Consider the following 12,770-nt stretch of genomic DNA (forward strand, 5'->3'; position numbering starts at 1 on the left):
CTTTCTGTCTGGGGTGAATCTGAAATGGCGCAGGGCTGACCTGTATGAGGTGGACGAGGCGGAGGGGGAGATATTCAGTGGCCGCCCACAAACAGGCCATTTGGGGATCGGCCCTATTTAGTGACGCCCACCATCCCGTTGTCGCTGATCAACTTGGCCAGTTCGGACACGCGGCGGCCCATCTTTTTTGCGTTTTCACTGGTCCCGCTATCCGGCGCCCCCACGCAGGCCACCCCATAATGACCGGTGGCCGACAGCGGATCACCCACAATGACCATGCCGTAGATCAGCAGGGCCTGGAGAATTGACATCAAAGTGGTCTCCTTGCCACCGGTGGGATCTCCCGAAGTGGCAAAGGCCGCACCGATCTTGTTCTCCATACGCCTGCGCACCCCGACGTAGTCATCGAATACCTTCTTCAACGGCGCCGCCATGGTGCCGAAATAGACGGGTGATCCGGCGATGACCGCCATGCTCTGTACGAAATCCTCGCGGCTCACCTCATCGGTGTGACGCAACAGGACCTGAACGCCATCCACTTGACCGGCCCCCTCTGCAACGGCTTCTGCCAAACGGCGCGTATTGCCACCCTTGGAATAGAAAAGTACGAGTATCTGCATTTTTTTCTCCTTGGCTTTCAATCGGCGGCCGCGGGCCGCTTGCTGCACCGCTACGATCGCCATTCCGGTCATCCCGGGAATCGGATCCGATGCCGTTCCTGAAACCGATATCAATCTAATGGCTCCGGACGCGCATATCAAGCAAAGTTATGCATCTTCAGACGAACGGGGTCGATTGAAGGGATCCCGGAATCGGTCCGCAGCGGCCCGGGTGGTAAAATTGCCTTTGACTTGAACCACGGCCTGCACATATAGTGGTGCCATGCATACCGCACCATGCATCCTCGTTGAAACGGGGAGCATTACGGCCGATACCGCAATCACCCTGTTGAACTTTCTCCGCTCCCGCACCACCTGACCGTCTCCTGCTGCGCGCCCCGCCGAGGCCGTGTCCAACAACCCCTAATCCTTAAGGAGGTTCGTATGGCAGTAAAAGCCCTGATCAAACGAGTCGTACCGGAAAGCAAAGCGCGCGAGATGATTCCCCTGTTCAGGCAGATGCGTTCCCTGGCCATGAATCAGGATGGCTACATTTCGGGCGAAACGCTGCGGAACCTGAACAACTCCGAAGAATTCCTGGTCATCAGCAGCTGGCAATCTTCACAGGACTGGATCAAATGGCTTGAAAGCACTGAGCGGCAGCAGATTCAACAAAAAATCGATGCCCTCCTGGGCGGCCAGACCAAATATGAAATCTACCACTATGGGTTCAGTGAATAGGACCGCCGAATCGTTGAATTTCGGACTTTCGCGAAACCGTCAATTTTTAACGGCACCGTAAAACGTCCGAAATTCGTTTTTTCCGTCATCCCGGCGTTCGCCGGGATGACGCCTCTGCGGCTTTTTGCGGTTTTATCAATTCTTGAAGGTTTCTATAATCTGACCGGTGGCCGTCTGCAGATTGTACCAGGACACCCGCAGGGCCACCCGGGCCTGGGCGAGCTGTGATTGTGACACATTCAAATCGCGCTGGGCCTGGTTCAGGCGCACCAGCGAGCCCACGCCCGCACGGTACTCTTTCTCCACGAGGTCCCGCTGCTGCTGCACCAGGGCCGTATTGGACTCCTGGAGACGGAGCACGCCTTGGGCCGACTCGATCTCGGCGATGATCTTTTCGATTTCCGACGCCACCTGCACCTGGGCGTCGCCGCGCAGCTTCTCGGTCTCGTAAAGGCGCGCCCTGGCTTCGCTGGTGCGCGCCCGCGTCAGGCCGCCGGCAAACAGGTTCCAGGTCAGCCCCACGCCGACGGAGTTGCCGAAATCTTCACTCTCGAAATCGAAATCTTCGCTGCGTTCGCCATCATAGCTGGCGGTAAGGGCGAGGGTCGGGTAGTATCCGGCCCGGGCTGTTTTTACCCCTGCGTCGGCCTGCTGCACGATCCAATCGAAGCGTTTCAAATCGGGCCGCAGGCTCAGGGCCAGTGCCACCGACCCGGGGCCGTCGGGCTCGGCCAGTTCCGGCGGTGTGGTCGGCGCCAGTTCGGCCAGGCCCACATGCCCGGGCAAGCGCCCCTGGGGCAGTCCCAACAGAGCGGCCAGGCTGGCCAGACCGGCGCGGTAGCCGCGCTCCTCCTGGATGCGGGCGCTCTTGGCTGCATTGACGCGCACTTCGAAATTGAGCACGTCGCTCAAGGCCCCGGTGCCCACCTCGTATCGCAGACGCGCCTCGACGAGCTGGCGCTGGTTGAAGCGCTCGTCTTCGTTGGCGATCTTGACATTCTCCAACGCCAGCTGGGACTGTAGATAGGCGATCGTAACTGCGGACAGCAGCAGCCGCTCGACATCGTCCCGGGCCGCCTGGCTGGCCTTTTCCCCGTAACGGGCCGCCGCCAGGGTGAACTCACGGGCCAGACCGTCGAACAGAAGCCAGGTGGCCGACAGGCCGGCTGAGTAGTACTCTTCGGGATTGCTGTATACACTGTCAAAGGTCGGAACGGTTCCCGGTGGATACAATCCCCGGATCAAATCGTATGACAGCCGCTGGTTGTCGAGCTCTCTTTCCGAAAGATCCATGCGGACAGCCCCGGCCTTGGCATCGATCTGGGGCCAATAGGGAGCCTGGGCCTGCCGGACGACCTGACCCGCCTGCATCACCCGGGCCTGCGCCGCCGCCAGGGAAGGGTTGCCGGCCAGTGCAATTTGCGCGGCGGTCCGGAGGTCCAGAACCCGAATCTCCTTCAGCGCTTCGGTCGGATCGCCTGTCGGCACCCCTTCTACGGCCGAGCAGACGGGCGCTACGGCCAACAGCCCCATCGCGCACAGGCCCATCGCGGACAAGATAGATAACAGCGTTCGATACAACAGTGAAGTCATACCCCATACTCCTGGTCCGGCCTGGCCGGAAGGTTAAAATGTGATACGGCAGAAGATGGCGCCTGCCCCGGCATCGACGAGGCCATTGGATCGCCGATTCGGCGACCGGCCGCCGGCTCGACCGCCTCGCGACTCGGCCACTGCCCGGTTTGCCATCGCCGTACCACGCGACGCAGATCATTGAGAATGGCCAACAGGCTCGGGATCATCACCAGGGTCAACGCCGTGGCGAACGCAACGCCAGCAGCAAGGGCCAGGGCCATGGGAATCAGGAATCTGGCCTGGAAATCGGTCTCCAGGATCAGCGGCGCCAACCCGCCCACGGTGCTCACCGTGGTGAGGAAAACGGCTCGGAAGCGGCGTGCCCCACCGGCGATGATCGCGTCGAAAAAGGGCATGCCCTCGGCCAGGTTCTCGTTGACGCGTTCGATCATCACGATGGCATCGTTGACCACCACGCCGGTGAGCGCCACCATACCAAAGGCGCTCATCATCGACAGGTCATAGCCCATGAGCAGGTGACCGAAGACGGCGCCGATGATCCCGAACGGCACGGTAAACATGATGACGAACGGCTGCAGATAGGAACGAAACATGGTGGCAATAACCACGAAAATCCCCAGCAAGGCCATGGGATAACCGATGCCGAGGGGCGTGAAAGCCTCGCGCATCTTTTTTTGTTCTCCCTGAAGGGCCACCCGCACACCCGGATACTGGTACATCAGTTGTGGAAAAAAAGAGTGATTCAACTCCGCAATAATCTCGTTGGCGTTGGCCCTGGAACTGTCTACCGCGGCGCTCACTGTGACCCTGCGCATTCCGTCGGCCCGGTTGATAGTGGCATAACCCGGGGCATGGGTCAACTCGGCCACCGAATTGAGGGGCACCTCAAGCCCGTCAGCCGTGCGAATCCGCACCTGGGCCAGATCCGACAGCCGGCTCCGTTCGTCGGCCGTGTAACGGACCTTGACGCGCACATCATCCCGACCGCGCTGCAGCCTCAGGGCCTCGTACCCGAAATAGCCGGCATGGATCTGGCGGGCGAGGTCGTCCACAGTGAGACCCAGGGTGTGGGCTTCGGGTTTGAGCGAAAGGCGGATCTCGTTCTTGCCCGGGGAAAAATCGGAGCGGGTCTGATAGACGCCGTCGAACTTTCGGAGCCGCGCCATCAACGCTTCGGAAGCGTCCAGGATATCCGGCATCTGGTGGCCCTGAATCCAAACCTCGATGGGATCTCCGGGCGGACCGGCACTCAGGCCGGCAAATGTCAGGGACTTGATCCCCGGGATGGGACCGATCTCCTGCTCCCACAGGGACATGAGCCTTTTGGCATGCATCCCCCTGCGCTCGGAATCGAGCAAAATGGCCTGCACCGACCCCAAGTGGGGGCCGTTGCGCGGAATGTCCTCGAGGGTCTGACCCACCAGACTGAGGCGATCCTCGATGAGCGGCTCGCCGGAAAGGGTCGGGATCTTCTCCTGCAGGCGCAGCAAGGCCGCCTCGATGTGCCCCAGAGCATCGGCGGTGACTTCGGCAGGCGTGCCGCTGGGATATTCCACAGTAGCAGTCATGATGAAGCCGTCGATATCGGGCAGCACCTCGAACTTGAGGAGGCCGCCGACCACCAGGCCGAGACTGAGGAACAAAATGGCGATGGCCGTGGAAAGAGAGATGTAGCGCCAGAAGAGGGCCTTTTTTAAAAAGGGGGTATACACCCGATCGACAAACCACTCCATGCCGTTGGCCGTGCCCTTTTGGAGGCGTTCGAACTGCCGCACGACGGGATGGGGCCGGCCATCGGCCTGGTTGGGATCGGGTAGATCGCTCAGATGGGCAGGCAGCAAAAACATGCATTCGATCAGCGACACCGCCAGGCAGGCGATCACCACCACCGGCATGATGGCGATGAACTTGCCCATGATGCCGCCCACATAGAGCAACGGCAGAAATGCGACGATGGTGGTCAGGACGGCCGCCACCACCGGCATGCCCACCTCGCTGACCCCCTCCACCGCCGCCTGCAGCGGTGGCTCGCCGTTTTTGCGGTGTACATAGATCGCCTCGCCCACGACGATGGCGTCGTCCACCACAATACCCAGCACCATGATAAACCCGAACAGGGAGATCATGTTGATGGTGCCGCCCATTGCCCATAAGATCACCATCGCCCCGGCAATGGAGATGGGGATACCCATGCCGGCCCAGAGCGAAAGTCGGGCGCTGAGAAAAATGTAAAGCAGCACAAAGACGATGAACATGCCGATGAAGCCGTTTTTGAGCATCAGGTCGATGCGCGACTGGAGCATGTCGGTATTGTCGTAGAGTACCTTCAGGCTGACACTTGCCGGCAGCTGCGCCTGCCGCCGGGCCACGAAATCCTGCACCGCCCTGGAGATGGCCAGGGCATCCTCTTCGGTGGTCTTGAAAACCATGAGGATCACGGCCGGTTCGCCGTTGATTGTAGCGGCGATGGGATCCTCGCTGAAGTCGTCTTTGATGTCGGCCAGGCGGTCCAAGGTGATGATCTGCCCGTCGGGAAGTGCCAATACCACGATATCGGCCAGCTCCTTGTCGGTATAACGGCGCCCCATGGTGCGCAAACGGATCTCCTCGCCCTGGGTGCGGATGGTGCCGCCACCCATGTTGAGGTTGCTGCGCCGTACGGCTGCGGCGACCTGATCGAAAGAGAGGCCATATCGCCGCAGGCGCTCCTCGGACACTTCTATGCCGATTTCGTAATCCCGGGTGCCGAAGACGCTGACCCGTGAAATTTCAGGCAGCAGCTGCAATTCGTCCTTGAACAGCTCGGCCCACTCCTTGATTCGCCGCTCGGACATGTCGGCAGAAAGATATAGCAGGACCACCGGATCGAGCACACTCATCTCTTCGATCACCGGCTTTTCGGCATCCACGGGGAAATTGGAGATGGCGTTGATCTTGGTGCGCACCTCGTCCAGCACCGTTTCGATCTCATAATTCTCCAAGACCTCGATGCGGGTGGTGCTCACGTTCTCGGCCGAGTGGGTTTCGATCAGCTTGATGCCCTCGAGCCCTTCCAGGGCCTCCTCGATCTTGCGGCTCACCCCCTCTTCCACCTCTTCAGGATCGGCACCTGGAAAAGGCACGGTGATCAAAATCATGTCCAGGGAAAATTCGGGGAAATTTTCGCGGGTCATCGAGCAGGTGGTCAGTCCGCCGGCGGCCAGCATGAGCACCAGCATGATGTTTGCGAAAACGGTATTACGAGCAAAGGATGCCAGAAAATGTTTCATCGAAAATCTTCCTATGGAAACTCACTAGGAGCGATCGTTCAGTACTTCAAGCATGCTATTCTCCAGTGGATCGACCAGGCGGGTGACGATGACCGCATCGCCTTCGTTCAGGCCGCCGGTGATGTATGCGTGATCACCATCGAGCCGGGCCACCTGCACCGCCACGGTCTTGAGCCGTCCGTCCATAGCAACGAATACGGTATCCTTAAAACTTACCGCCGACCGGGGCACTCTGAAGGCCTGGGGCAGCGTCCGGCCGGGTATTTCCACGGAGCAGAACATCCCTTCGACCAGGGGCAGGTCCCCATTGCCCGCCACGGCATCGGCTGCCGCGATGCGCACCGCCACTGTAATCGTGCGTGTCTTCTCATCGTAGGCCACGATGCGGTGCAAACGGCCGTGCCATGCATGCCCCGCCTTGTCCTCGCTCCAGCGAATGCGGCACGCCACCGTTTCGGGTTGACCGAACCAGGCCTGGTTGACCGGCTCGGATGCCGGGGCAAAACGCATCCATTGACGCACATCCCGGCTGTCCAAAGGCACCTGAATCTCCAGCAGGCGATCGTCGGCCAGGGTCAAAAGCGGCGGCCCGGGAGAAACATACTGTCCCTGTTCCACGGCGGCCAGGGTCAAACGGCAGTCGAAGGGAGCGCGGACCTCGCAACGCGCCAGGTTGGCGTGCGCCAGCTGCAACCTTGCCCGGGCGGCCGCCAGCGTGCTGCCGGCCTCCTGGATGCGGATCGGATAGAGGGCCACGGCCTGGGCCATCTGATCGGCCTGGTCCACGGCCGTATTGTAGGCCTGTTCGGCCCGGTCCACGCTCGACCGCGTTCCGACCTGGTGCTCGTCGAACAAATTGCTCACCCGCTGAAACTCCGCGCCGGCCAATTCCCGGTTGCGCTCCAGGGTCCTGAGCCGCTGGGCGTCGATCCGGGCCTGTTTTTCCAGCCGTGCCACTACGCCGGCCAATTGATCCACCTCCGCCATCCCCTGGGCAACGGCGGCGGCATAATTGCGATCGTCGATGCGGAACAAAACTTCGTCGGCCACGATGCGCTCGCCGACCCGCAACCTGGGATGCACGGCCACCACCTGACCCGCCACCTCGGCCGAGATATGGACCGCCGTAACGGTGCGCACCTGGCCGTATCCCGTGATCGTCACCGGGATCGAAGCCGCCTGGATCTTCTCCACCTTGACTTTCAGCGGCCGCTCGCCCTCCAGAACCTCGGCCGGCGGCTTTTTCAGGCTGGCCAGGGCGATGAATCCGGAGATACCGGCCAGCACGATCACCGTGCAAAGAACAATCCGCAACATATAACGCTGGCGAACCACCTGGGAATGTGGGGCTGCATCATGACTCAAAACATCACCTCTTCGACACTTCCCGTTATCCATCATAACCGGCATGCCGCACATCAGCCGGCCATGCCCGATCCATAAGCCTCGTCGTCCATGATCACCTTTTGGATGGCGGCCAGGACCTCACACCATTTCCGGGTCGTGTCGGGATCCAATTTTTCCACCAATCCCCGGAATAACCGAAAAAGGCTCTCTTCCACGGCGGAGATCTCCTTGACGGCCTCAGGTGAAATCCGCACCGCCACCTTTCGGCGATCCTCGCTGCTCTGCTCCCGCAGCAACACGCCCTTTTCCACCAGGCGATCCACCATGGCCGATGCCGAAGGGGCCGTAGTCCCCAACTGGTCGGCCAGCCCGCCAATGGAAAGGGGGCCCTGCTGGCTGAGAATGGCGATCATGTTCAGCTGGGCCACCGACAATTCGCTGCCGATGGCCCCGGCCCGGGCCGCCAGATGGCGGCTGTGGACCCTGAGGATCCGTTCGTGGATCAGCCGGCCGGTGGTATAAATGAACCGGGCCTGTTCCAGCTGATCGGAATCATTCATCATGTCACCCATTATTTAAATTGGTTAAAGTTTAATTAGAAAAATATTTAGACAGCCTAAAATTTAGCCCCTATATATGGCTGCCCGATGCCCTGTCAAGTCAACAGATGAGGCAGCAGGGATTCCAACTGAATGCTATGCATATGACCCGGCAAGGATGACGCATGCGGACAGCCCGAGCCAAAGGACCCGTAAAAGATCCATGTTTGTAAGAAATTCACCTACATGGAAATCAGAAATCACCCAATTGACCGGCGAGGTTGCAACGGATAGTGTCTGATCATTAAAAGGGGCACAAGCACTTCACCCTGCTTCACCCTCATCCCATCCGATCCAATAACAATTCAAGGAGGTCAGACATGAAAAAGTTCAGCTTTCACCTAATGGTGCTCGTTGCAGCTCTGGCGCTGTTGGCGACACCGGCCATGGCCCAGGATTACAGCGTCCAGATCGGCGGCGGACCCACGGGCGGCACTTTCAACACCTTCTCCAACGCCATGGCCATCTATGTACCCAAGGTCAATGCCAACATCAAAGCCTCATCCGTGGGTTCGGGCGGATCGGTGGAAAACCTCAAACGGGTCTCCAGCGGAGAGTCCGATTTCGGCCTGGCCTACGCCGTTGACAGCGCCCTGGGATATGTGGGCAAACTGCCCAAGGACGAAAACAAATATTCTGGCCAACGCGTCTTGGGCTACCTGTACGGCGCACCTGCCCAGCTCGTGATCAATGCCGGCAGCGGTATCAACTCGGCCTCTGACCTGAAGGGCAAACGCGTGGCCGTGGGTAATGCGGGCTCCGGTGCCGCGGCCAGTGCCGAACGCTTCTTCCGCCACATCGGCGTGTGGGACAACTTCAAACCCACCTTCATGGGATACTCGGCAGCGGCCAGCGCCTTCAAAGACGGCAAGATCGACGCCTTCTGGGTGCTGGTAGGCTATCCCAACCGATCGATCATCGAAGCCAGTGTCCAGGCCAAGATCAACTTGGTCGACGTGGGTCTGGAAGCTGAAAAAACCGGTTTTTACGATGCCTTCGCCTACAGCCCGACCACCATTCCGGCCGGCATCTACGGCAAGGATGTGGGCGAATGCCAGACCTTCCAGGACTCGACCATGCTCATCGCCAACAAAGATCTCTCCGAGGATCTGGTCTATGCGGTCATGAAGACCCTGTGGTCCAAAGACGGCATGGAGGCCATGGTCACGGCCGCCAAGACCTTCGAAGAGATGAACCTGGAAAACGCCTTCCGCGGCGCATCGGTGCCCCTGCACCCGGGTGCGGTGAAATTCTGGAAGGAACAGGGCAAGGAGATTCCGGCCAAGTTGATGCCGTAATCACCGTCCTGGGCGATTAATATCAAAGCATAATAGAAAAAGGGGGGACGGCCATGCGCCGATCCCCCCTTGCCCATAACAATCGGTTTGTCTGCTGGAACGGGACCCGAACCTTTTAAGGGCAGGATCCCGCCCATGCCATCGAGGAAACAAAAATGAGCGACACCGAAAACATCCCAGCGGCCGGCGACCAGGAAAAACTCAAGAAGCTTATCGAGAAAGATGAGAAGTCCGGCCGCAACATCGCCACCGGCACCTGGTTCTACATCAGCGCAGCCATGGGCATCTTTATGGTGCTCTTTTACATGTATAGCGCCGCCACCCCGGTGGACACCCAGTATTTCCTGGGGATTTATGTCCTGCTGACCTACATGATGATATGCATCCACTATCCGTTCACCGACAAGAACCCCAAGATGAAAGGGTACTATATCGATGCGGCCGGCTCCTTTGCATGCATTTTCCTGAGCGTCTATTTCGCGCTCCATTTTCTGCTGGGCAGCAAGGGCGCCGAAGAGCCGTTTGCGGGCATCAACTGGTTCTATGCCATCGTCAGCCTCGTGGCAGCCGTATCGTTCTTCCTGCCCATCAAGGTCTGGGGAATCAAGCGCCATGGCGGTTCCGTCCTTTTGCTGGACGTCGTGCTGGCCCTGGTGTCCGCCTTTGTGGTCGGCTATTTCATGGTCGAATACCAGGACATCAACTACCGCATGGGGTCGGAAAATGCCTTGGACACGGCCATCAGCATGCTGGGTATTCTCGTCTCCCTGGAGGTGGCCCGGCGCATGCTGGGATGGTCCATGACCATCGTTGGCCTGGCATTCCTCTGCTATGGCTTCTGGGGTGATGTGCTGCACCACATCCCCATCCTCAACGCCTTTGCTCATGAAGGGTTCACCGTTACCCGCACCCTGAACCACATCTATCTGAAAGAAGAGGGTGTCTTCGGTATCATGGCCACCGTTCTGGTCACCTACGTAATCCTGTTCATCTTCTTCGGCTCGTTTCTCAAAGCGTCGGGCGCCAGCCGTTTCTTCCTCGATGTGCCCATGGCCCTGGCCGGACGAACCGTAGGCGGACCGGCCAAGGTGGCTGTCATGGCGTCGGGATTTTTCGGCTCGGTCTCCGGCTCGGCCATCGCCAACACGGTCTCCACCGGCGCCTTTACCATTCCACTGATGAAAAAAGCGGGCTTCAGACCCCACGTGGCCGGCGCCATCGAGCCGTCGGCCTCCATCGGCGGCATGTTCATGCCCCCCATCATGGGCGCCGGCGGCTTTATCATGGCCGAGATGACCCAGATTCCCTACGTCAAGATCATGTTGATGGCCATCTTTCCGGCCCTCATGTATTTCCTGTCGGTCTTCGTCATGGTCCACTTCGAAGCCAAGCGCTACGGCCTGGTGGGTCTCAAGGATCCCAACGCACCCACGGCCCTGCAGATCCTTAAGAAGCAATGGTTCATGTCCCTGCCCCTGGTGATCATCGTGGTGATGATGCTCCTCGGCTACTCACCCGGTTACGCGGCCTTCTGGGCGATTCTCTCCTGCGTGGGCATCAGTTGGCTGACCAGCGACCACCGTATGGGCGCCAAGGAGATCCTCAATTGCATGATCGAAGGATCGCGCTCCACCCTGGTCATCGGTGCCACGGTAGGCGTGATCGGCATCATCGTGGGCACCATTCAGCTGACCGGCATCGGTCTCAAGTTCTCCCAGATCATCATCGAACTCTCGTTCGGCTCCCTGCCCCTGGCGATCCTGCTCGTCGGCCTCGCCTCCCTGGTGCTGGGCATGGGCGTTCCGGTCACTGCGGCCTATCTAATCACGGCTGTTCTGGCTGTGGGCGCCTTGAGCGACATGATCATCCAGACCCAGTTCGGCATGAGCCTGCGCGAATTCAAGGCACCCCTGGACACCTTGATGCCAAATGATCCGCAGTACATCGCCATCATGTCCAAGCTCGCCTGGGCCCTGCTCGCCTCGCACATGATCGTCTACTGGTTCAGCCAGGACTCCAACATCACGCCGCCGGTCTGCGTAGCCGCCTACGCCGGCGCCGCCATCGCCGGGTCAGACCCCTGGAAGACAGGCTGGACCTCGTTCAAGTTCGCCAAGATGCTCTATATGGGGCCTTTCATCTTCGCCTTTTCACCGGGATTTCTGTTGGGCGGGCCCGATTTCATCATGCCCTGGTACCAGGTGATCAGTACCTGGACCACCATCGTGCTGGGCACCATCGCCTTCGGCAGTCTCACCATGGGTTATTTCCTCTGCCCCACCACCATACTCGAGTGGATCATCTATGCGGTGGCCACCCTGCTGCTCTTCTTCCCCAAGCTCCTGATCTGGGCGGTGGGCGTGGATATGCCGGTGATCATCGTCGATTTCATCGGTATCGGACTCTGGGCGGCGGTTTTCTTCATGCAGAAGGCACGAATTAAAAAGGACCCGTCGCTGCTTCATCCGATCTACCAGCGGCACGCCGACAAAAAGGCGAAAGCCATGGCATAGGTCAGGATTCGACGACCTCTCTCCACTCCAACCGAAAAGGCCCCCGCTTCGAAAGAAGCGGGGGCCTTTTTTTACCCCGTCGAGCCAACGTCTCCTCACCCGGTTCTGTTCAAACCGCTTCGAGCAGTGCCGTCTTGCTCAAGGCCGTGTCCGGGCGCCCCTTGACCGCCAGCATCGCCGCCTCGGCCATCTCCAACTCCTGTTGAAACGCCGCATCGGACACATGAAACTTGGGCTCGGTCACCAGCATGCGGCCGCCGGGCTTTAAAATCTCGCGGACCTGTTTGAAAAACACCTGAGGATCGGGCGTTTCGTGGACCATCCAGAACGCCAGGATAAAATCCACCGCCTCATCTATGTCCAGTGAATCGCTCTGACACAGCCGGGTTTCGACCACCGAGGACACTCCGGCCTTACGCGCCCGCCGCGCCACACGCACCAACATTTCCGGTTGCAGATCCACGGCGATCACCCGGCCGGTCGATCCGACCAGATGGGCCAGACCAATGGTGAAATACCCCATCCCGCAACCGATGTCGGCCACTGCCATGCCTGGACGTATCATCGCCGCGAACATGCGGTCCGGCCGGTGAAACAGCTTCCGTAACGGATTGTCGAACGTGTAGCAAAACCACCAGGGGCAAACATGCTTGCGATCTATCATCCCATCTCCATTATCAATCATTCACTTGACACCGTCCCGTGCACGCTGTGATTTCCGGGTCATACCCCTCTCTCCTTCTCATTGTACTTCCAGGCCAATAAGATAAGTGGATTACCATGACTGTCAAAAACCATTACCACGCCA

At 59.5% G+C, this 12,770-nt stretch carries 9 protein-coding genes; 3 read left to right on the top strand and 6 right to left on the bottom strand.

The genetic code is table 11. The features are described 5' to 3' along the window. Positions 1–113: 113 nt before the first annotated feature. The gene (locus DFT_RS21935; protein ID WP_235506302.1) at positions 114–683 is read right to left on the bottom strand and encodes a flavodoxin family protein; all 570 of its coding nucleotides are present in this window, start codon (positions 681–683) and stop codon (positions 114–116) included. A 360-nt stretch (positions 684–1,043) separates the two neighbouring features. Between DFT_RS21935 and DFT_RS21945 the strand changes: the two genes are divergently transcribed. After that, positions 1,044–1,340, top strand: a complete 297-nt coding sequence (locus DFT_RS21945; RefSeq protein ID WP_054033367.1) for an antibiotic biosynthesis monooxygenase family protein — start codon at positions 1,044–1,046, stop codon at positions 1,338–1,340. Positions 1,341–1,475: 135 nt separating this feature from the next. On the opposite strand, the gene DFT_RS21950 is transcribed toward DFT_RS21945, so the two are convergent. From DFT_RS21950 to DFT_RS21965, 4 genes are all read right to left on the bottom strand, one after another. Then, positions 1,476–2,933: a TolC family protein gene (locus DFT_RS21950; RefSeq protein ID WP_054033368.1), complete on the bottom strand. Its 1,458-nt coding sequence runs from the start codon at positions 2,931–2,933 to the stop codon at positions 1,476–1,478. After that, positions 2,930–6,205 carry an efflux RND transporter permease subunit gene (locus DFT_RS21955; RefSeq protein ID WP_076750828.1) on the bottom strand — a complete coding sequence of 1,092 codons (3,276 nt, stop codon included), beginning with the start codon at positions 6,203–6,205 and terminating at the stop codon, positions 2,930–2,932. The genes DFT_RS21950 and DFT_RS21955 overlap by 4 nt, the downstream gene beginning before the upstream one ends. 24 nt (positions 6,206–6,229) lie before the next feature. Continuing rightward, a complete protein-coding gene (locus DFT_RS21960) occupies positions 6,230–7,522 on the bottom strand; it encodes an efflux RND transporter periplasmic adaptor subunit (protein WP_054033369.1) in 1,293 nt (430 codons plus the stop codon). 101 nt (positions 7,523–7,623) lie between these two features. Next, positions 7,624–8,112 carry a MarR family winged helix-turn-helix transcriptional regulator gene (locus DFT_RS21965; RefSeq protein WP_054033370.1) on the bottom strand — a complete coding sequence of 163 codons (489 nt, stop codon included), beginning with the start codon at positions 8,110–8,112 and terminating at the stop codon, positions 7,624–7,626. Positions 8,113–8,471: 359 nt separating this feature from the next. Between DFT_RS21965 and DFT_RS21970 the strand changes: the two genes are divergently transcribed. Continuing rightward, complete coding sequence (locus DFT_RS21970) at positions 8,472–9,449, top strand: TAXI family TRAP transporter solute-binding subunit (protein ID WP_054033371.1); 978 nt, start codon at positions 8,472–8,474, stop codon at positions 9,447–9,449. A gap of 155 nt (positions 9,450–9,604) precedes the next feature. Continuing rightward, positions 9,605–11,962, top strand: coding sequence for a TRAP transporter permease (locus DFT_RS21975; RefSeq protein WP_054033372.1), 2,358 nt, complete (start codon positions 9,605–9,607; stop codon positions 11,960–11,962). A 109-nt stretch (positions 11,963–12,071) separates the two neighbouring features. On the opposite strand, the gene DFT_RS21980 is transcribed toward DFT_RS21975, so the two are convergent. Then, a complete protein-coding gene (locus DFT_RS21980) occupies positions 12,072–12,626 on the bottom strand; it encodes a class I SAM-dependent methyltransferase (protein WP_054033373.1) in 555 nt (184 codons plus the stop codon). Between the last annotated feature and the right edge of the window lie 144 nt (positions 12,627–12,770).

Origin of the sequence: Desulfatitalea tepidiphila, from assembly GCF_001293685.1 — a bacterium.
GTDB classification, from domain to species: Bacteria; Desulfobacterota; Desulfobacteria; order Desulfobacterales; family Desulfosarcinaceae; genus Desulfatitalea; species Desulfatitalea tepidiphila.